The organism is Bacillus cereus group sp. MG16 (assembly GCF_040459875.1).
Taxonomy (GTDB): domain Bacteria; phylum Bacillota; class Bacilli; order Bacillales; family Bacillaceae_G; genus Bacillus_A; species Bacillus_A paranthracis.
Map to the genome: position 1 here is coordinate 4836974 of NZ_JARVHE010000001.1, position 21854 is coordinate 4858827.

The window sequence follows — 21854 nt, forward strand, 5'->3', positions numbered from 1 at the left end:
TATAATGTAAGCCCTCTCTCTTTTTCCTCTAAAAAGTTTCGCTTTATAAAAAGCACATATTCTTCTATTATAGAGGATGGACAAATTGTTATTTCAATAGTCAAAGGAGTATTTCATATGACGATATCACAAAAAATGAAGCCGATTACTCCTTCTTACGATCCATGGGAAGCGTATATGGACCTTGAAGAGTACGGCAAACTACTATTAACAAATGTTGAGTTTACAACAACGACGTTATGCAATATGCGCTGTGAGCATTGCGCTGTTGGTTACACGTTACAGCCGAAAGACCCGAATCCGCTTCCGATGGATCTTTTATTAAAACGATTAGATGAGATTCCTCATTTACGTTCTTTAAGTATTACTGGCGGAGAACCTATGCTTTCAAAAAAATCCGTCGACAACTATGTAACACCACTCTTAAAATACGCCCACGAACGAGGTGTTCGCACTCAAATCAACTCAAACTTAACTATAGATTTAGCACGTTACGAACAAATTATTCCCTATTTAGACGTATTGCATATATCTCATAACTGGGGAACAATTGACGACTTCGTTGAAGGCGGATTTGCAATGATGGAGCGTAAACCTACGTATGAACAGCGTGCAAAATTATTTGAACGTATGATCACAAATAGTAAAGCTCTATCAGATGCAGGTGTACTCGTATCAGCCGAAACGATGTTGAATAAACGAACTCTACCACACATTGAGCATATTCATCGTCAAATCGTTGATGAAATGGGATGTAAACGTCATGAGGTTCACCCAATGTATCCAAGTGACTTCGCGAGTAATCTAGAGATTTTAACAAAAGCTGAAATTCGTGATGCAATTGAGCATTTACTAGAAATTCGCGATGAAAATGTATGGATGTTATTTGGAACTTTACCTTTCTATGCTTGTAGCGATGATGAGCGAGACATTGCCACATTTAAAAAATTACAAAAGAGCAAAAATGTAACTGTTCGTAACGATCCCGATGGCCGTTCTCGTTTAAATGTAAATATTTTTGATGGAAATATTATTGTAACGGACTTTGGTGATGTTCCACTTCTAGGTAACATTCAAACAAATACGTTACAAGAAGCGTATGAAAAATGGAGCGCTTCAAAAACAGCAAAATCATTAAGCTGTCACTGTCCAGCAGTAAAATGTCTTGGACCGAATGTTCTTGTAAAAAACAGCTACTATCCAACCGAAGATTTCTTATCAAAAACAGCAAATATTACATTATAAAAAAACGTCAGCTTATAAGCTGACGTTTTTTATCTTATTGCGAATGAGAAGAAGAAATGAATTTAAAATATAAATGATCATGAATTGGGATAGCGGCTCCAATTCCTTGAGAAGTAATATTTTTTACAACGAGCCTTTTTTGATTTCCCTTTAATACAAGGTATACTTCTCCAAACGTTACTTTTCCTTTTTCATTTACTGCTGGTGTATAAGCATATAAATATCCAAGTTGACTCGGACTAATATTATACACACGCTCATGCCCTGTACCATAACCAATAGTCGTTTTAAATGAAAGTGGCAATTGTACTTTTTCAAGTGCTTTGAGAAGCATCATTTTTTTCACATCTGCAGCATCTTTCATATCTGCTGTTAAATCACCTTCAACCGTCTTTTGTGTTTCTTGCTTATAGCGTAGTGGATATAGGCGATCTCCTCCGCGATTATCGTACACATTGCGATTTACTTGTTTATATTCCCAATTAACCGATGTATCAATCGATTCATAATGTAAAGCCCATTGCCCTAAATAAATCTTTGCTCGGTACCCTACCGCAAGCGGCGCATTCGAAATTGTTGTTTCATTAAACATTCGAATTAAGTCCGGATTTTCAATTTTAATATTTGCTGTTTTTAATAATTCTTGAGCAAACTTACTCGGCTGTAAACGCGGTAAATCTTGCGCATCATTTGGAAACGTATTGTCTTTAGAAATATTTAAAACAGATGAAGGCATTTTTGTTTCTACTGTTGTCTTTGCAAAGCCACTGTTAGGAAATAATAAAATAAACGAGACCATAGTTGAAAGACATATGCTGTATACTCGTTTCACCTGTCTGGCTCCTTCCTACATAAAGGTATATATACTACTTCGTTTATTGTTTTCTCTGAGCACAATTGTTATGCCTATTTTTCATAATAAATAAAAACCAATTCCCATAATGACATACGCAGCTAATAAAGTACCGCCTTCAAACCAGTTTGTATCTCCATCATTTGAAATCGCAATCGTTAAAAAAACAGCTGTAATCATAGAAACAAGTTCTGGTATTGTAAATACTAAAGGCATCCTTTGCGTGAAAAACATAGAAAGCAGTACTAATACAGGAGCAACAAACATGGCAATTTGTAATGTAGAACCTATCGCAATCTCAACTGCAATATTTACTTTATTTTTATACGCCATAATAATTGCAGATGCATGTTCTGCTGCATTTCCAACAATCGCAACGATAATAACACCTATAAACAATTCTGACCAACCAAATGATTTTGCAACTGTCTCAAATGTATGCACGAGCGCCTCTGACACATAAGCTACCGCAATTGTTGCTATCGCTAAAATGAGTAATGCTTTCCCTTTCGACCACTCTGGTTCTTCCTCATGAGCGACTTCATCACTTTTATGCTGATATACACCACGGTGCGTAACTAACTTAAATAGCAATGCAGCAAGGTACATAATAATCATAATAATCGAGACACCTATACTTAACTGATACGTCTTTCCAGCGTCCATCTTCATTGAAAAAATCTCTGGAATAACAAATGCTACTACTACAGCAAAGATTAATAAAGCCGAATTATGCCTTGCATCATATACATTAAAACTTTGTCTTTTATATTTAAGCCCTCCCACAAAGAAGGATAGCCCTCCTACTAATAATAAATTTCCAAGTACAGAACCTGTTAAAGAAGCTAACACAACTTCAATTAATCCTGCCTGAAGTGCAAAAATCGAAATGATTAGTTCAACAGCGTTACCGAAAGTAGCATTTAATAATCCACCTATTCTAGGACCAGATACAATTGCCAAACTTTCTGTCGCTCTCCCCATAAAACCCGCTAATGCGATAATCGTAATACAATACACAGCAAACATAATTGTTTGAGGCCAATGAAGTGTTTTCCCAAGTACAGACAATGGTACACCTATAAGCGCCACGATAAGAAATATTTTATTAAACATGCTTTTCATCCTTCCATCGTATGTATTTCTCCTCGATATTATTATTATTCTTCTCCTAACTTGTCCGATTTCATCACAATTGCGTTTAAAAAATTGAATTGAAGAAAACAGTATGAAAGATGTTTAAATCATCTTGTTTAAATAAAGAAAATGTAAATTAAGAAAAGAGGTAAAAAATATGCACTTAAAAGAAAAAATCGCAACTATTATTCAAGGTCAACGTACCGGTGTATTATCTACAGTACGAAATGAGAAACCTCATAGCGCCTTTATGATGTTTTTCCACGAAGATTTTGTACTGTATGTTGCAACAGATCGACAATCAAAAAAGATAACAGATATTAAAACCAATCCAAATGTACATGTACTACTTGGTCGTGAAGGAAAAAAATTAGATGAAGATTATATCGAAGTGGAAGGCTTAGCCTCCATCGAGGAAGACTCCACATTAAAAAACAAGTTTTGGAGTAATAGCTTAAAGCGTTGGTTACTCGGTCCTGAAGACCCTAATTATGTACTAATTAAAATCAACCCCGATACAATTTATTACATCGATGGTGCCGGTACGACGGAGCCCGAGTTTTTACGACTATAAAGTGAAACAAGCCCACCTTTAGGTGGGCTTGTTTTGTCGAAAAGTTCTTCTGAAAAAAACAATAAAATAGGTGGAACTTTCTAAAGATTCTGTTATATAATAGTAGTAACTTAAATAAACTGTATTAAAACAGATTGAGAGGAGAAATAAAATTGATGAAAAGAGAAGAACGTAAAAACATGATTGAGTTTATCGAAAAGAAAAAAGGGATTGAGCGTGACGAATTATTGTTTATGACAGATGATGAAGTAGAACATATTTATAATGTAACGTACTTTTTATATGAAGAAATTGCAGAGTAGTATAATAATCCCCTCCTTATGAAAAATATAAGGTGGGGATTATTTCGTTATCTATCCAGCTCTTTGCGAGGCGGTAAAATCCCATTCACTTTATACGTGAGAATGATTTTCATGTATAATAATGTAAGATTGGAGGAATTTTACTATGAGTTCATGGCTCTTATTCGCACTATTATCAGCAATTACTGCTGCCCTTGTATCTATTTTCGGTAAGATTGGTTTAGATGGAATCGATGCCAATGTTGCTACGACGATTCGTTCTATTATCATGGCATTATTTATGGTAGGCGTTATTATTATACAAGGTAAATTTCAAAATATTGGCGACGTACTTCTAAATAAAAAAGCACTGCTCTTTATCACATTAAGTGGGGTTGCAGGTGCTTCGTCATGGCTATTTTATTTTCTTGCCCTTAAAACAGGAAAGGTTTCACAAGTAGCTCCTGTCGATAAATTAAGCGTCGTATTTTCTATCATTCTCGCTATGATTATACTCGGCGAAAAATTAAACTTTATGACTGGTATTGGTGTTGTCTTTATTACAGCTGGTGTACTATTTATCGCTTTCAGCTAAAAAACCGCTACTCGCGGTTTTTCTTTTTCTTTATGTAAAACCATACGACACATGTAACAACTACTGAAATGGATAAAATCCATATTCCATAATGATGCAAACTATACTCAACGAAACGCCACTTCTCTCCTAACTTCCAGCCAAGTCCAATAAAAACACTTATCCAAATAAGTGCACCACCGTAAGCGTACAAACAAAAACGCCAAAGTGTTAAATTCGACATCCCAGCAAAATACGCTGTTAAATGACGTACTCCTGGGATAAAATAACCAACTATTAAAAGAAATGGGCCATATTTTTCAAATAAAATATGTGTTTTTTCAATGTGATGTTCTTTAATTCTAATTTTCGGTCCATATTTTTTTAAAACAGGGAGTCCAAGTTTTAAACCTAATATGTAGCTTAATGTAATGCCTAACATCGCACCAGCAATCCCACTTAAAAACGCAGCAGTTCCTGACATAACGCCTTTTGAAACGTTATAACCAACGAAGGTCAATAAAAACTCGTCTGGTATCGGTAATCCAACAATCCCGCCAGCTAAAGCTATAATAATTCCAAAATACCCATAATGTGCGATTAACTCGCCAATATGTTGTTCCATTCGGAAGACACATCCTATACACGATCGTTATTCCACATTGTGCCCTTTCTATCTTTCAGACAAACATGGTATACATATTCACTATACATTGTTTTTATAATGAACTCTACTTCTATCCATTCCTTTAGCAGGCAGAAATTGAACTATTAATCAGTGACCTCACTCATTCTTAGTACACATCAATCATGTGCTAGACTCCCGCCTTCTTTCCTTATATCCATCTCCTCTTGAAGGACTAATCTTACTATCCACAAATACCATGATTAAAAAATAAAAATTCATATGCTTGTTTTTTTGTTACAATAAAGGAAAGTTACTTTTCGCAACGGTTTAACTCTCAGGAAAAATGATATACCTAGCAAAAACACAGTTTGGTCGATATAATGCAACTTCTACCTATTAAAAGAACATGCACCCTTTACATACAACATCATTTTTCTAAATTATACAGGGGGAACGAACATGACCATTGAAAATCAATTTATCCAAAAGGTTTACTATAAAACATTTTTAACAGAAGAAACTTCTACTCCAGTATCAGAAGTACTCGGTGAAGCATATATAAATGAATCTACAAATGAATTCTCCAACATTTCTAATATTCGCTTTGCTCAAGGTGAATTTTATTACCAAAATAAAGACTTTGAAGCAGCGATATTTAAATGGGAGAAAGTAAATAACGAGCTTGCACTTTGGGCAACCAAAAATATTGCAGATGCTTATTTTGAACTAGGATTCTTACCAAAAGCAGAAGAAATGTATCAATCTATCCAAACGGAAGATACAACTCTTACAATGGAAGTTTCCTTACAACTTCTTTCTCTTTATATCGAACAAGATCGTTTAGGTCTAGCATTTAAGACGATTAGTGAAGCTGTTGCATTTCAACCTGACTATCCAAATATTACTTCAATTGCTCGCTCGTTCTATGAAAAACAAGAAGATTGGAATAATGCCATCGAACTTGCCGTTCAAGAAGGAATTCGAACAAAATCATTACACTGGTTCGATACTTTAATTAATTATGTGAATCAAGGATTTACGAAACAAATCAAACCAGAATATTTCTATGAATCTTTAAAAGCTTTATATGCAATTGATCAAGTCCAATTTAAGGAATTTGTTATCGCTCTTTGGAACAGCTATCAAAATGAAAAATCACATCTACCTTGGATTCAAACAATCAATCATTTATTCTTACATATTGAGACAGACAACAATGACGATTGGCATGAAATTGTTGAACGCTATCAAGATACGTACTTTGAATTAATTACTGGTGAACATTTCATGCATGAAATGCAAGGACTTGTACCTGACTTATTAACAAATTGGTTTAGTTTAACGAGAGCAAAAGACGCCCTATTCGTCTCTGCTGCAGTGTTAGCGTGGAATGAAGTTTCACCTACAACTTTAGAGTCATTACTCGTAAAAAGTGCGGGAGCCCTACTCTCTAATTCAACAGCTGAAACAAATGTGAATATGGAAACTGTTTCTCATTTATTCGAAACAATTGCTGTATGGGCTGAAAAAAATGATGTAGATTTAAGTCATCAATTTACGTTACTCGTTCATGAACTATGTGATTTAAATGTTACAAAATTACTAATTTCGGGAACTAGTGACCATGATAAATTATCATTCGTCAATTCAATATTAGGAGAGAACATCTTAACTGAAACTATAACAACTCCTATTCTATTTAAAGATGATAGCCAAACTGAAATAACAGAATTCACTGCGTTAGATGTGCACAATATACCGAACTTTGATGAATTCCATCAAATAATGGCTACACCTGAACAATCAGAACTTGAGAACAAATGTATAGAAATTAAATTACCAAGTAGATTTTTGAGAAAGAATAAATTTGCATTTCTTGTTACACCATCTGTTCGAGGACAAGTGGATAAAAACAGCTCATATTTTGAATACTTACAAGCCGCAGATAGCCTTATTTACGTATTAAATTCTGCTTCATCGTTACATGGTGAAGAACTTGATACATTACTTTATTTACGTGAACAAGTACCAAACTTACAAATTCATTTCGTATTACATACAAATAGTGCGGATACGAATGAAAAACTAATGAGTAAGATGAAAGTCCATTTCCCAAATGCGCAGTTCTTCCCATACTCTCCTTCACAAGAGGGAAGCCAGCAACTTGGGGACGTGACAGAGTCTATTCTTTCTAATCTAGCAGAACGCGATATAGAACAAGAACGTATCGAAAAACTAATATGGTTTACTCAAAAGACAATCGCATACCTTGTAAATGAACGTGTGGAATTAGAAAATACATTAGTCAAATCAGTACGCTGGAATAAACATATCTCAGTAAAACTAAACGGATTTATTAACAATCTTACTGCTCTTGAAAAAGATAAAATTCGTTCTATTACAGAATCTTATCTTTTAACGAAAGAAGAAATCACAAGAGATATCCATTCTCAAATTCCTGAATTATTACAGAGCTGCTCTGACCTTGTTCAAGAAGATAGTGATTTCAAATTAGTTCATGAAGAATTAAATACTGCGATGAACGAACGAATTCAAAAACATGTACAGCAAGTGCTTCTCCCTAAATTTACTGAGTTTATTCAAGAGTGGATTGAAACAGCGCATAATGAATTTATTCAAGCTCAATCTTATTTAGATGAAATGAGTGAAACGTTTAATAAATTATATAAAGAAGAACGTATGAAACTTCCTTGCGATTTCAAATTACTAGATGATTGGCATCGAGATGTTGTACGTATGACAAATAGAATTACAGTATCGAATATCAATATTTTATTACGTTTTACACCGACACAATTTTTCTTAAAGAGTGCAGGAAAACTATTTGGTAACATGCAAAAAAATCAATCTATGCTTGCAAATAAATATAAACAATACATTGAAACGGAAGACTATACGGAAATTGCTCAAACGATTTCAAAACAATTCTTCCTTCAATTTGAAGTATTTGAAGGCGCATTAGAACGAGATATCATGATGTTCTTTAAAGATCCACTTAGCATATTGAAACAAAATGTAGAAGCCGCTCAACTTGAAATACAGGAAGACGAGCAAACATTAGCAACGTTAAGAAGCAATCCAGAAACTTATCACGATCCGTTAGCATTCTTTAAACTGCAACTATTGCAGCACAAATTCGTTTTAAGTACGCACAAAAACAATGAAGACGTCTATGAATTTAATGAGTCTCCTACGATTTAACATAAAAAACCAAGCAAACTGAAGTTTGCTTGGTTTTTTTACTTTAATTTATTATTTTCATATGTTCAAATGGATAATAAATTGCCGCTAATTCTCCTAATACATCAGCCTTATCAATGAGTCCTAAACCATTTCTACTATCTCTGCTTATTAAGCGATTATCTCCCATAACAAAAATCTTATTTTTAGGAACTGTAATCGGTCCAAAGTCTTCTGTTAAATTCATAAGTTTTTTTTCAGCTTGTTTTTTATTACTTTGCAAATACGCTTCCTCTATTACTTCATGATTCACATATAATTGATCATTTCTCACCTCAATGACATCGCCAGGCAAACCAATAACCCTTTTTACATAAAAGTTATCCGTCTTCACAACAATAATATCTTCTCTTCCATAACTTTCAAATTGCTTTGCCAACTTATTCACAATTACCTTATCCCCATCTTGTAACGTTGGCTTCATGGACGCTCCTTTTACAGTCGTAGGAAAAAACACGAAAATTTTTGCCAAAAACACCAACAAACATGCAATTGCAATTGTTCCAAAGAATTCACGCCAACGTTTTTTCTTTTGCATCATTCCACCATCTCATCATCTTTTTACTTTTATTATAAAGACTTCAACCGTATATTTTCCACAAGATTCTGAATTGTTCAATTCTAATATTACAAAAATACAAATAATAATATTCAAGAATGTATTATTTTGATATACTATACCTTGCATTTATCATTATATTTTTAGTTACTTAGGAGGACTTTTTCTATGAAAGTTATGCTTAAAAATGAAAATACCGGTCAAATTAAACAAGCAAAAATTGGTTTTAGTTGGACTGTATTTTTCTTTGGTTTCTTCCCTGCTATATTCCGTGGAGACTGGAAATGGTTTTTAATTATTTTAGTCGCTAGTATGTTTACATTCGGATTCTCTAACTTAGTCTTCTGCTTTATTTACAACAAGCTTTACATCAATGATTTATTATCCCAAGGTTATAAAGCAGCAGATGAATACAGCCTTTCTGCTCTACAACAAAAAAACATTGTAGCATAGTAACAAAAAAGATACTCTTCAAATAGTCTATCCACTATTCGAAGAGTATCTTTTTATATTCCCACATATACAATACACATTTGAGCCGCTACATATGTAAACCAAATCCAAAGTGGTTCATACTTTAATTTGCGCCCTCCAATATCTGTCACGCCAATAATAAAATCAGAAATCACAAATAGTAAACCACCAAAAGCTGGTATCCACCATATTCCTGTATTCTCATAGTATAAGGCGAATGCAAAGCAAGCCATTCCTCCAACCCACAATCCGTAAATTAGCGCTCCTATCGTAAACAATTTATCTTGTTTCTCATTTCGAATAAAAAAGAACCATCCTATAATTAGAAAGAGCCCATATACGAGTAAGCCAATCCAAAAACCATTCCATGAAATGCCTGTTTGCAAAAATGCTTTTACATAAAAACAATGCGCAAGCGCAAAAGTAATCATCCCTCCAATTAGCCTGTGACCAATTGGAATTAAACCTGCCATAAATAAATCCCCTACAGTTGATAACGTCATTCCTAGTGCAACCCACGTACTATAATCTACTGATGGATCTTGTAACCATATCCAAATTGCACTTGCTGTTAAAGAAAAACTAAGAATAAGACGCACCGCTAAAGGTAACGGCATATTATTTCTTTTCTTTTTTGTCTGTCCTATTGCATAAATTACACCAATTAAAAAAAGAATGATTTGTGCAATTAACACCATGTAAAGTAGATTCATAACACGTTCTCCCCAATAAATGCTTTTTGTATCTTTTTTCGTTATACCTAGTCTATTATCCTTTTTCTACATAAAAAAAGAAGAACAGTACTGTTCTTCCATTGTAATCGGTTTCCTGTTATTTATGCTACTTGTTTTTCTTGCTCCATTTTCTGCTTAGCTGGCGTACGATTCACCACGATAATTCCCGCGGCTACACATGCTAAACCAAATAATACAAATGAATGAATTGCTTCTCCTAAAATCATGCTCGATAATAACACACCAAATACGGGTATAAAGAACATGTACATTGATACTTTTCCAACTTTGTTGTACTTCATAATTGTATTCCAAATACAAAAGCCTGCTGCGGATAAGAAAGATAAGTAGATAAGCATAAGTATTGCATGTACACTGAATGTAAATGGCATAACTCCGACTTGCAAACCCCCTATACATAATAGCCCGATAGAACCAAAAATCATTTGGTATGCTGTCATATAGCCAACATCTAATGTTTTACTACCTTCTTTCGCCAATATATTCCCATACGAGTACAACATTGCTGCACTCAGAAGTAATAAACTACCAATTCCGAAATGGAATGACAAACTACCATCACTCGGTACATTTACTAAAACGACACCACAAAATCCGATAGAGACTCCAATTATTTTTTTCATATTGAGCGCATCGTCTTTATATAAGAAGTGCGCAAGTAAAATTTGAAAGAATGATGATGTTCCTGAAATGATAGCTCCTTCAATGCCAGAACTATAACTCATTCCAATATAAAAACATATATATTGAAGAAATGTTTGAAATAAGCCAATTTGTACTAACTGCTTCCCCGTTCCTTTTTTGAAGCTCATATCTTTTCCTAACGCTTTAAAGAAGAATAAAAGCATAACCCCAGATAAGAAGAAACGATAACCAGCAAATAATATTTGCTCCCCAACTTCTTGTGGCTGAATTCCAAGTTCAGCATAACTTAATTTAATAAAAGGGAATGCGCTCCCCCATAAAAAAGTCGCTACTATTGCAGCAATAAATACGCCAATCGGATGGGTAAAAAATTTCTCTGTCTTCACTTGTTGTCTTCCTTTCCGATCTTTTTTACGAACAATATTCATATATACCAAAGGAAGTGTGAAAACACAAGTTTTCAGTTTATATGCAAACAAAAACATATCATCTAACGAAAACATATGCTATACTATAGAATAATTACAACATAATAACTGTTAAAAACAGATTCAACAGAAATGCTGCTATCCATTATGGATGGCAGCTTTCGTCGTTTTATAGGGGTTTCGATTTTGATTATTTTTCTCAATAAGAATTTGGAAGGAGCGAGTAGTAATGAACTCAGAAGTAAAAACATTACAAGTACAAAAGTCTATTTCTCATCCCTCTTTATGGGATACATTAAAGAAACATTATGAACTTATATTTGCAATCGCATCTGGTATTTTCATTTTAGCTGGTTGGTTATTCACAAAGAACGATGTAATGAATGTAGGCATTACTTGCTATATCCTTGCTTATATAGTTGGTGGATATGCAAAAGCAAAAGAAGGTATTCAAGATACAATTGAGGAGAAAGAGCTAAATGTCGAAATGCTTATGCTCTTTGCTGCTATCGGTGCTGCAATTATTGGCTACTGGGCAGAAGGCGCCATTTTAATCTTTATCTTCGCACTAAGCGGTGCGATGGAATCTTATACATTAAGTAAAAGTCAAAAAGAAATTTCAGCGCTTCTTGATTTACAACCGGAAGAAGCATTACGTATTTCAAATGGAACTGAAGAACGTGTTCCTGTTGGACGATTACAAATTAACGACATTATTCTAATTAAGCCAGGTGAGCGCGTTCCTGCTGACGGTACGATTCATAGCGGTGAAACAAATATCGATGAGGCGGCAATTACTGGTGAACCTATTCCAAATGAAAAAAAATATGGTGATGAAGTATTTGCTGGTACTGTAAATTTACGCGGTGCTATCGAAGTTACAATTACGAAGCCGAGTGATCAAACATTATTCCAAAAGATTATTCGTCTCGTTCAAAGTGCACAAAGTGAAAAATCACCATCACAACTATTCATCGAAAAGTTTGAAGGAACATATGTAAAAGGTGTACTACTCGTTGTTGCGCTTATGATGTTCGTCCCTCATTTCTTACTAGATTGGAGCTGGAATGAAACGTTTTATCGCGCTATGATCTTACTTGTAGTCGCATCTCCTTGTGCACTCGTTGCTGCCATTACACCAGCAACGTTATCTGCTATTTCTAACGGCGCAAGAAACGGAATTCTCTTTAAAGGTGGCATACATTTAGAGCGTCTCGCTTCAGTAAAAGCAATTGCTTTTGATAAAACAGGAACATTAACAGAAGGAAAACCTACTGTAACAGATGTATATGTTCGAGAAAATATGACAGAAAAAGAAGTACTTTCTATTACAGCAGCAATTGAAAGTCATTCTACACATCCTTTAGCTGAATCTATTGTGAAGTATGCACAACATGCGTATGACATTACATTAAAAAAACCAGAAAACGTTGAAGATGTAACTGGTTTTGGGCTAAAAGGAACATTCGAAAACAAAGCTTATAAAATAGGTAAAGCTGATTTTATCGGTGAAAAAACAAAGACATTTCATAATGGTATTTCTGCTTCACTTGAAAAAGAAGGTAAAACTGTCGTTTATATTAGTGACGAGGATGGCATCCTTGGGCTTATCGCTTTAAAAGATACACTTCGCCAAGAAACGATAGCTGCTATTCGCGAATTACAAAGCATCGGTGTCGAAGCAATTATGATTACTGGTGATAATGAAGAAACAGCAAAAGCTATTGCCTCTGAAAGTAATATAAAGGAATATTACGCATCATGCTTACCAGAAACAAAGGTTGAAACGATTAAAAAGCTAAAAGAAAAATACGGGACAGTAGCAATGGTCGGAGATGGTATAAATGATGCCCCTGCACTCGCTACTGCTAGCATTGGTGTAGCGATGGGAGAAGGAACAGACGTAGCTTTAGAAACGGCAGACGTTGTACTTATGAAGAACGAGTTATCTCGACTTTCACAAGCAATTCGTTTATCAAAACGAATGAACCGTATTGTAAAGCAAAACGTAATCTTTTCACTAGCTGTAATTGCAATGCTCATTTGTTCAAACTTCTTACAATTTTTAGCTCTTCCATTCGGTGTTATTGGGCATGAAGGAAGTACGATTCTTGTTATTTTAAACGGGTTACGATTATTAAAAGGAAACAATTAAAACGGGTCCCTCATAAAGGACCCGCTTTTTTAATGGTAGCTATTATGTCCGTTCGCACTACCACTCGTCTTATGCTTTGGATGCGAACTGCTCTTTTGTTTATTGTTATTTTTATTGTTGTGATTCTTTTTATTATTACTCATGAAATATCCCCCCTGTTCCTTATTATTATGGAACAAGAAGTCACTTTTCATTACGGGAATTATTGTCACCCGTCCTATAATGATGGAGTAAACCATTAATTTCACCGCCAAGTAAAATTACCCATCCAGTTAAGTAAAACCATAACATTAAAATAATAATACCACCGAGACCACCATATGTATTGGCGTAATTCGCAAACTTATCTACATAATAAGCAAATGAGTACGATACCACAATCCATCCTACAGTAGCAAATGTTGCTCCTGAAATGACTTCTCTTCTTTTTAATTTTCGATCTGGTGCAAATGTATATAAAAAACTAAACAATGCAAATAACACGAAGAAACTCGCTACTAAACGCGTAATACTCCACACGTAAGAAAAACTATCCGATAAACCAATTGCTTTAAATACAGCTGCCCCAATGACTTGTCCAAACACTGGAACAATTAGTGCAAACACAATCATAAAAATAATCGCTAATGTAAATACAATTGATAACGCCCTCGTTTTAATAAAAGAACGTGTTTCTGTTACATCATACGCACGGTTAAAAGCATTCATCACCGCATTTACACCATTTGAAGCAAACCATAGCATTGATAATAAACCAAATGATAATAAACCACCATTTTGCTCATTTACAACTTTATCAACGTTTACTTCAATTAAAGACATTGCATCTTCGGGTACGTACGGTTCTAATAAGTTGAGCACACTTTCTGTTTGAAGGTCAATGAATCCAAGAAGCGTAATTAAGAAAACAAGCCCAGGAAAAATCGCAAGCAAGAAGAAATAAGCGAGCTGTGCTGCCAAGCCCGCTACATCATCGCGCATCGTTCGGTCATATAAATCTTTACCAAACGAATAAGTACGATTTCTTCTCACCTTTTCTAAAATTTTTCTCATATATGTTTAAACGCTTTTCTTCTCTTCTTTATCTTGCTTCAACTCAATGTACGCTTCAGTTTTTTTTTCCTCTACATTGGAGTCTTTCATAAATAGTTCACGCGCTTCTTTCATACCGCCATCTTCAGCAACTACCGGCTCTTCTTCTGCTTTCAGTTCATCTACTTTTGGAGAAACAGCTTGAATTTCAATCGTTTCTGGCTTCTCTGCTGGCTCAACCTTTTTCTTACTAAAAATTTCTTTCGTTTCTTTTAACGTCTCTACAACAGACGGCGTCAATTTTTTAATTTCTGCTACTTTTGCTTTCACTACATTTAAATCAGCAAGTTCGCGTCCTTTATCTGTAACAGTTTGCACTTTTTCTTTGATCTTTGCATTTTCACCAATTTCAATCATCTTTGTTTTTGCTTTTTCTGCAGTATTTTTTACTTTTTCACGGTTTTCTTTCTTCAACATAGATACAGCTACACCTGCAGCTACACCAATCGCAATGTTTCGAGCAATATTATTTTTCTTTGCCATATTCCTTCACCCTTTCATTTCTTATGTTAGAAAGTATTTCTTTCTAAGCTTCCTCATATTCCTTGTTCTTTTCGAATGAAAGCTAATAGCTTTGCACACCCTTCTGTTACAAGGTCATATACTTCTTGGAAATTCCCTGTATAGTAAGGGTCGGGAACGTCTGTCCAGCCACCGTCTGGAACAAAATCGGACAGCCTACCAATATAGCCTCCAGTTTTACCTAAACTTTTTAAATCTGCTATATTCTTGTTGTCCATGGCAATAATATAATCAAACTTTGTTAAGTCTTCTTTTTCTACTTGCCTTGCTTTAATTCCTTCAAAAGTGACTGCATTTTCTTTTAAAATTTTTTGTGTTCCTTTATGTGGCGGATGGCCAACATGCCAATCTCCAGTTCCTGCAGAATCAATGACAATTTTCTCTTCGAGTCCCTCTTTTACGACAAGATCTCGAAAAATCGCTTCTGCCATTGGAGAACGGCAAATGTTCCCAAGACAAACAAACAATACTTGAACCATATTTTTGTTTCTTCCTTTCTTGGTGCATTTCTTTATATATACTTATAGTATAAACAACCAATTATTAAATATAAAGGAAATCCCTACTAATTTAATAGGATTGAAAAGATTCATTAACGAAAATGATAAAAAATGTTAAGATAGCCTTATGTTATTTTAAAGGGGGACACTTCGGTGGATTTATCCGTAAAGTCAGAAGAAAACGTTGAATATATGGTCGAAGCTATTAAAGAAAAATTACGTATGGTTAATGCTGGAGCGATGAGAGCTGCTAGCTTTAATGAAGAAATGTACGAAGACTTACGTGACATTTATGAGCATGTTATGAAACGTGAAACATTCAGCATTAGTGAAATGCAAGCTATTACAGAAGAATTAGGTACATTAATTAAAAAGTAAAGGAGCCTCGTTTATGAGGCTCTTTTTTATTTCCAACAAATTCATGACAACTCTTCTCTTTCCCTCAAGCAACCGTAAAATATTGTACAATAGAAGTAGAACCTCACCTTAGATTTTTTCTCCATACATACTACTCACAAATAATAGCAACACTACCATTGCTAACTGTTTTTACTGGAGGTGCTTACTTATGAGCAATTGGTACAGTAAGACGAAAGATCAAACATTAATCGACTTAGAAACAAATGAACAACACGGTTTAACAGAAGAAATTGCAAGTGAACGTTTAAAGCAATATGGTTTTAATGAATTAGCTACAAAACAAAAACGCACTTTATGGCAACGTATTTTCGCCCAAATTAATGACGTCCTCGTATATGTCCTTATTATTGCTGCTCTTATTTCAGCCTTTGTAGGTGAATGGGCTGATGCAAGTATTATTGCACTCGTTGTAGTTTTAAATGCTGTTATCGGTGTCATCCAAGAATCGAAAGCAGAACAAGCTTTAGAGGCATTGAAAAAGATGGCGACACCTAAAGCTATCGTCAAGCGAGATGGTGAACTAAAAGAAATTCCATCTGAGCACGTCGTTCCAGGTGATATCGTTATGCTCGACGCCGGACGATATATCCCATGCGATTTACGCCTGATCGAAACCGCAAATTTAAAAGTTGAAGAATCTGCTCTAACTGGTGAATCTGTCCCTGTTGATAAAGAGGCAATCTACCACCCTTCCATGCAAAGTGATGAACAAGTACCACTCGGTGATCAAACAAACATGGCCTTCATGTCTACCCTTGTAACATATGGAAGAGGCGTCGGTGTTGCTGTTGAAACTGGTATGAAATCACAAATTGGTAAGATTGCAACCCTTTTACATGAAGCAGACGATGATATGACACCACTTCAAAAAAGCTTAGCACAAGTCGGAAAATATTTAGGATTTGTCGCTGTAGCGATTTGTATCGTTATGTTTCTCATCGGCTTTTTCCAAGGCCGGGATACGTTAGAAATGTTTATGACTGCTATTAGTTTAGCTGTTGCAGCTATTCCAGAAGGTTTGCCAGCTATCGTTTCCATCGTTCTTGCAATTGGTGTGCAGCGTATGATTAAACAAAATGTTATCATTCGGAAGCTACCAGCTGTTGAAGCCCTCGGTTCTGTTACAATTATTTGTTCAGATAAAACAGGTACGTTAACACAAAATAAAATGACCGTTACTCACTTTTATAGTGATAACACATACGATCACTTAGAAAGTTTAAATGTAAATAATGATGCACAACGTCTATTGTTAGAAAATATGGTGCTATGTAATGATGCGTCTTACAACAATGAATCACAAACAGGGGACCCGACTGAAATTGCTCTTCTCGTTGCCGGAAGCACTTTTAACATACAAAAAGATCATTTAGAAAAAATACATGAACGTGTTAATGAGCTACCTTTCGATTCAGATCGTAAAATGATGTCAACCGTGCATACATACGATAAAAGCTACTATAGCATGACGAAAGGTGCTATCGATAAACTCTTACCTCTATGTACCCACATATTTAAAAACGGTAAAATCGAGGTTCTAACAGATTCTGATAAAGATCAAATATTAGAAGCTGCCGGGACAATGTCTCAAGAAGCTTTAAGAGTACTTTCATTCGCATTTAAACCATACAATTCAAACGATGTGGATATAGATCATCTCGAAGAAAATCTCATCTTTATTGGGCTTGTCGGTATGATTGATCCACCGCGAACTGAAGTAAAAGATTCAATTACAGAATGTAAAAAAGCCGGTATTCGCACAGTTATGATTACTGGTGACCATAAAGATACCGCCTTTGCAATTGCCAAAGAACTTGGCATCGCTAAAGAAACATCTGAAGTGATGATTGGAACTGAATTAGATAACATTTCAGATACAGAACTAGCAAGCAAAATTGATCACTTACATGTATTTGCTAGAGTCTCTCCAGAACATAAAGTAAAGATTGTAAAAGCATTACGTGCAAAAGGCAATATCGTTTCTATGACTGGTGATGGCGTCAATGACGCTCCATCTTTAAAACAAGCAGATGTTGGCGTAGCGATGGGCATTACAGGAACAGACGTTGCAAAAGGGGCAGCGGATGTCGTATTAACGGATGATAATTTCTCATCTATCGTGAAAGCTGTTGAGGAAGGTAGAAACATTTATCGTAACATAAAAAAATCAATTCTCTTCCTACTCTCTTGTAACTTCGGAGAAATTATCACTTTATTTTTAGCCATTTTACTCGGCTGGGCAACACCACTACGACCTATTCACATTTTGTGGGTAAATTTAATTACAGATACGCTGCCTGTATTATCACTTGGGGTTGATCCTGAAGATCCTGATGTGATGAAGGAAAAACCGCGACATGCGAAAGAAAGCTTATTTAGTGGTAGCGTTCCTTTCCTTATTTTCAATGGGGTTGTCATTGGACTTTTAACGCTAATAGCCTTTATTGCCGGAGCAAAGTTCTATACTGGAGATACAAATTTATTCCCTCTTTTCCCAGAGCGAATTGATGAGGACGCTCTATTACACGCTCAAACGATGGCATTTGTCGTTCTTAGTTTTTCTCAGCTCGTTCATTCATTTAACTTGCGTTCAAGAACGAAATCAATTTTTTCAATTGGGATTTTTACAAATAAATATTTAGTCTTCTCCCTTCTTATCGGTGTTCTTATGCAAGTTTGTATCATCTCCATCCCGCCCCTTGCAAATATATTCGGTGTGCATGCATTAACGCTGCGAGATTGGGGATTTGTTCTCTTATTAAGTATCATTCCGCTTGTTGTGAATGAAATCATTAAATTAGCGAAGAAAAACTAAAAGGCAATGAGGACTATTCCTCATTGCCTTTTCATTTATCCCACTATTCACCGGGCAGTAAACATCCGATCGGTGAAGGCTAATAATCAGCGGGAATGAACAAAACCCCACTGATTAAAGTTTCACTTTATCCTTGTAATTCTTTTTTAATGTTCTCAGTTAATGTAGCCATACGTTTGCGACTTTCTTCACGCTCACGTTTGTTTTGCTCTTCAATTTGTTGTGTTTCTTGCATACCTCTTGAAATAATGTTCCAAGTTTCCTCAAGCGTTTCCATCTTAATACTAGAAGAACCTGATAACCTCGCTACTTCCACACTTTGCGTCGCGATATTTTGTGCATTTTTCTTCAGTAATTCATTTGTACGGCGATCAAGTTCAGCCATAGAATCTGCAACAAGCTTTTGACGCTTCGCATTTACCGCTTGAATGATACCATTTTTAAAGATAGGAATCGTCGTAATAAATGCTGTATTGATTTTACCAATTAATTTATTATTACCACGTTGAATCATACGAATTTGTGGTGCTGTCAGTAACGCGACCATACGTGCTTTTTCTAAATCATCGATACGTTGTTCTAAAATTTCAACAGAGTTTTTAAGCGACTCTAATTCAATACCTGCTAATTGATCATTATTACTTACACGCTCTTCATACATCGGAACTAACTCTGTATTTAAACGCTCTAATAACATTTCTCCTGCTACTACGTATTTTTCTAAGTCTAAATAATATTTTAAGTTTTGCTCATATAAACCATCTAACGTACCAATTGATTTTTTCATTTCATCTTGATACTTCGTAATTTCCACATACACCTTGTCAATTTCACGGCCCATCGTTTGATACTTGCTAAAGATTTGTTCAATCATTTTATCCGCTTTTTTGAACATACGTGAGAAGAAACCACTTTTCTCTTCCGCAAAGTCTTTACTATCGAATCGGTCCATAATTTTACCAAGTTGTTTTAATAATTCACCCGAATCTTCTATTTTTGATAATGACATTGTATGTAAAATTTGATCAGCAAAACGTGAAATTTCCATAGAAGGTTCTTTTCCAAGTTCAATTAATTCTAATTGATCTTTAATATCTACCGCATTATAAATACGTTGTACATCCGCATCCTGTCTAAGCTGCAAGCGAACATCTTGTGCTGTTTGCTCATTTAATTCTGTTTTCGAATCTAGTACGACTGGGTTATTCATATGGTATTCTCCCTTTCCTTATAAAAATGGACGAAATAGTCCTTTTATTGTTTGTGATAAATTTTTATAGGCTGATGAACCATGAAACTCAAGATCGAAATTAACTTCTTCAAGCCAATGTGAATCAAATGCCTCCGCTTCAATATACGGTTCAATGTCGTTTCTTCCTGTTGGATTGAAGTGGAATACATCTACTCCTATTTGATTTAAAAATAGTAATAAAACAGCATCAGAACGAGTCAATTCTCCACTCTTCTCATTATTAAATATAACAATTTTTGGTACATCTTGTGAATAATCAAATTTCTCAAGCTGCTCTAAAATATTCGGTGGTATTTGAGAAAGTTGTGCAAAAACATATAGCGCTACATCTTGTTTCGTCTCTTTTGCAATTGGTTTACACATTTCACTTTCACACGTATGGATGATTGCCTCTGCAATACCATGTTGTAATCCTTCTGGCAATCGTTTATGCGGCCACCAATGACTATTCATAATTAAATCTGGATGTAATTTCCCCCCGCGGTCTAACGCGTCTCGGTAATGATATTGGAAATTTGCTTTCTGTTCTTTCGTAAACGGAAATGTATTAATTAATAAACTATTATCAAATGATGTAACAGCCTTTAATCGTTGAAAATACTCTTTATCATTCTTTGAAACACCTGATATTTTCGCAAATAGAGATGGAATATAAATGTGTTTATTTTCAACAAAGAATGTCGGGCGTACGAACGCCTTTTCCTTCGTAATTAAAAAGAGTTCATCGTATGTTGTTTTTAATGTACGAGCTACAGGCGTATAGGAACGAAATTGCCACGGCTTGTACAGCAGTGAATTATCGTGGTGAAGTACTTGCTCAATTTCTTTTGAAGCTTGATACGCTACTGTTGCCACACGCTCGCGACGGCGGTCTGGAAATGGTTCAAGAGAAATGCGACCTGGATGAGACACAATAAAAGTTCTTCCTTCTTCATCAACATTCTCAAATCCATCTTTTCCTTCTGGATGATAATAAAGTACATCGCAGCCGAGCATAATAAGAAAATATAAGAAATATATACGGCTTTCTTGTGCATCACCGTACCAAACGATACGCGGCATTTGTTTCCTATAGTTAATCGTAGAGAACCACTTCGCTACGTAATTTTCGCTTAATTTAATCATGTCGATTAAGAAACGACGGAAGCCTTCTGTCTTTAAAGATTGATTATGTTGTTTCTCATATAATTTCAATACAGAAATAAATGTTGTATGTATATAATGTTGTAAATCAGGATTGTCTACTTTCGGCAAAAGTTGTTTCCCAGATAAGTGTGCCACTAGCCTATTTACTGTCAGACCATTCGGTGCTTCTTGATGTAATCCGAACACTTCTTGAATGTGACGAAGTTTTTCCGAATCAATCACTTTGTTTAAATTTTGTTCATGTAAAACTTCGATCCCTTTCGCTTCACTATAATCAAACAGCTCATTAAAATATTCATCTACATCATTAGGAACGCCAAGGATTCGACATGCTATATAACTAAATTTCATCTCATTCTCTGTCAGCTCATATTGTGGACGTTTTTCTAAAAGTGTTTCAAATTGCTTTACATCTGATTCATCTTTTAATGCATATGGTTGAAGTGTAAAACGTGAAAACACAACAGTTCACCTCCAAAAACATTTACGTTTTTTCTAAGTCTTTCTTCTATTATAAACTATTTTTGGTTATAAAAAA

At 35.0% G+C, this 21854-nt stretch carries 20 protein-coding genes; 9 read left to right on the forward strand and 11 right to left on the reverse strand.

Annotation, left to right across the window (positions count from 1 at the left end; all coding sequences use genetic code 11):
- The first annotated feature begins 117 nt into the window (after positions 1 to 117).
- Entirely contained in the window at positions 118 to 1245 is a 1128-nt protein-coding gene (gene yfkAB / locus QCI73_RS25185; RefSeq protein ID WP_000156010.1) for a radical SAM/CxCxxxxC motif protein YfkAB, read from the forward strand.
- A gap of 34 nt (positions 1246 to 1279) precedes the next feature.
- Here yfkAB and QCI73_RS25190 read toward each other — a convergent pair whose 3' ends face one another.
- Together QCI73_RS25190 and cax are read right to left on the reverse strand one after the other, a co-directional pair.
- A complete protein-coding gene (locus tag QCI73_RS25190) occupies positions 1280 to 2077 on the reverse strand; it encodes a YfkD famly protein (protein WP_001992424.1) in 798 nt (265 codons plus the stop codon).
- Positions 2078 to 2158: 81 nt separating this feature from the next.
- A complete protein-coding gene (gene cax, locus QCI73_RS25195) occupies positions 2159 to 3214 on the reverse strand; it encodes a calcium/proton exchanger (protein WP_000482144.1) in 1056 nt (351 codons plus the stop codon).
- Between the two features lie 178 nt (positions 3215 to 3392).
- On the opposite strand from cax, the gene QCI73_RS25200 reads away from it, so the two are divergent.
- The 3 genes from QCI73_RS25200 to QCI73_RS25210 all read left to right on the forward strand — a co-directional run bounded on the left by QCI73_RS25200 (position 3393) and on the right by QCI73_RS25210 (position 4685).
- The gene (locus QCI73_RS25200) at positions 3393 to 3809 is read left to right on the forward strand and encodes a pyridoxamine 5'-phosphate oxidase family protein (protein WP_200730807.1); all 417 of its coding nucleotides are present in this window, start codon (positions 3393 to 3395) and stop codon (positions 3807 to 3809) included.
- Between the two features lie 155 nt (positions 3810 to 3964).
- Complete coding sequence (locus QCI73_RS25205; protein WP_000817786.1) at positions 3965 to 4111, forward strand: BH0509 family protein; 147 nt, start codon at positions 3965 to 3967, stop codon at positions 4109 to 4111.
- 145 nt (positions 4112 to 4256) lie between these two features.
- The gene (locus QCI73_RS25210; protein ID WP_200730808.1) at positions 4257 to 4685 is read left to right on the forward strand and encodes an EamA family transporter; all 429 of its coding nucleotides are present in this window, start codon (positions 4257 to 4259) and stop codon (positions 4683 to 4685) included.
- 7 nt (positions 4686 to 4692) lie between these two features.
- Here QCI73_RS25210 and QCI73_RS25215 read toward each other — a convergent pair whose 3' ends face one another.
- Positions 4693 to 5289 carry a DedA family protein gene (locus QCI73_RS25215; protein WP_200730809.1) on the reverse strand — a complete coding sequence of 199 codons (597 nt, stop codon included), beginning with the start codon at positions 5287 to 5289 and terminating at the stop codon, positions 4693 to 4695.
- A gap of 462 nt (positions 5290 to 5751) precedes the next feature.
- Between QCI73_RS25215 and QCI73_RS25220 the strand changes: the two genes are divergently transcribed.
- On the forward strand, positions 5752 to 8514 hold the full coding sequence (locus QCI73_RS25220) for a tetratricopeptide repeat protein (RefSeq protein WP_200730810.1): 2763 nt from the start codon (positions 5752 to 5754) through the stop codon (positions 8512 to 8514).
- A 43-nt stretch (positions 8515 to 8557) separates the two neighbouring features.
- On the opposite strand, the gene lepB is transcribed toward QCI73_RS25220, so the two are convergent.
- Positions 8558 to 9094 carry a signal peptidase I gene (lepB, locus tag QCI73_RS25225; protein ID WP_003304469.1) on the reverse strand — a complete coding sequence of 179 codons (537 nt, stop codon included), beginning with the start codon at positions 9092 to 9094 and terminating at the stop codon, positions 8558 to 8560.
- A 186-nt stretch (positions 9095 to 9280) separates the two neighbouring features.
- Between lepB and QCI73_RS25230 the strand changes: the two genes are divergently transcribed.
- On the forward strand, positions 9281 to 9565 hold the full coding sequence (locus QCI73_RS25230; protein ID WP_000867043.1) for a hypothetical protein: 285 nt from the start codon (positions 9281 to 9283) through the stop codon (positions 9563 to 9565).
- Positions 9566 to 9618: 53 nt separating this feature from the next.
- Here QCI73_RS25230 and QCI73_RS25235 read toward each other — a convergent pair whose 3' ends face one another.
- Both QCI73_RS25235 and QCI73_RS25240 read right to left on the reverse strand, forming a co-directional pair.
- Complete coding sequence (locus tag QCI73_RS25235) at positions 9619 to 10299, reverse strand: lysoplasmalogenase (protein ID WP_001051052.1); 681 nt, start codon at positions 10297 to 10299, stop codon at positions 9619 to 9621.
- A gap of 122 nt (positions 10300 to 10421) precedes the next feature.
- Positions 10422 to 11372 (reverse strand): DMT family transporter, encoded by a 951-nt coding sequence (locus tag QCI73_RS25240; RefSeq protein WP_262724594.1) that lies wholly within the window; start codon positions 11370 to 11372, stop codon positions 10422 to 10424.
- Positions 11373 to 11643: 271 nt separating this feature from the next.
- Here QCI73_RS25240 and QCI73_RS25245 point away from each other — a divergent pair, with 271 nt between their 5' ends.
- Complete coding sequence (locus tag QCI73_RS25245) at positions 11644 to 13569, forward strand: heavy metal translocating P-type ATPase (RefSeq protein ID WP_353823962.1); 1926 nt, start codon at positions 11644 to 11646, stop codon at positions 13567 to 13569.
- 183 nt (positions 13570 to 13752) lie between these two features.
- On the opposite strand, the gene QCI73_RS25250 is transcribed toward QCI73_RS25245, so the two are convergent.
- From QCI73_RS25250 to QCI73_RS25260, 3 genes are read right to left on the reverse strand one after another with little or no spacing between them, the layout of a single operon-like run.
- Positions 13753 to 14622: a YihY/virulence factor BrkB family protein gene (locus tag QCI73_RS25250; protein ID WP_001226530.1), complete on the reverse strand. Its 870-nt coding sequence runs from the start codon at positions 14620 to 14622 to the stop codon at positions 13753 to 13755.
- Between the two features lie 6 nt (positions 14623 to 14628).
- Positions 14629 to 15144: a DUF4075 domain-containing protein gene (locus tag QCI73_RS25255; RefSeq protein WP_001085393.1), complete on the reverse strand. Its 516-nt coding sequence runs from the start codon at positions 15142 to 15144 to the stop codon at positions 14629 to 14631.
- Between the two features lie 53 nt (positions 15145 to 15197).
- Positions 15198 to 15662 (reverse strand): low molecular weight protein-tyrosine-phosphatase, encoded by a 465-nt coding sequence (locus QCI73_RS25260; protein WP_000250909.1) that lies wholly within the window; start codon positions 15660 to 15662, stop codon positions 15198 to 15200.
- Between the two features lie 174 nt (positions 15663 to 15836).
- Here QCI73_RS25260 and QCI73_RS25265 point away from each other — a divergent pair, with 174 nt between their 5' ends.
- Positions 15837 to 16061: a DUF1128 domain-containing protein gene (locus QCI73_RS25265; RefSeq protein WP_000366197.1), complete on the forward strand. Its 225-nt coding sequence runs from the start codon at positions 15837 to 15839 to the stop codon at positions 16059 to 16061.
- A 190-nt stretch (positions 16062 to 16251) separates the two neighbouring features.
- Entirely contained in the window at positions 16252 to 18918 is a 2667-nt protein-coding gene (locus QCI73_RS25270; protein ID WP_353823963.1) for a cation-translocating P-type ATPase, read from the forward strand.
- A gap of 127 nt (positions 18919 to 19045) precedes the next feature.
- Here the strand turns inward: QCI73_RS25270 and QCI73_RS25275 are convergent, their stop codons facing one another.
- Complete coding sequence (locus QCI73_RS25275) at positions 19046 to 20128, reverse strand: toxic anion resistance protein (protein ID WP_353823964.1); 1083 nt, start codon at positions 20126 to 20128, stop codon at positions 19046 to 19048.
- 18 nt (positions 20129 to 20146) lie between these two features.
- The gene (locus tag QCI73_RS25280) at positions 20147 to 21778 is read right to left on the reverse strand and encodes a YceG family protein (RefSeq protein ID WP_353823965.1); all 1632 of its coding nucleotides are present in this window, start codon (positions 21776 to 21778) and stop codon (positions 20147 to 20149) included.
- Positions 21779 to 21854 lie beyond the last annotated feature (76 nt).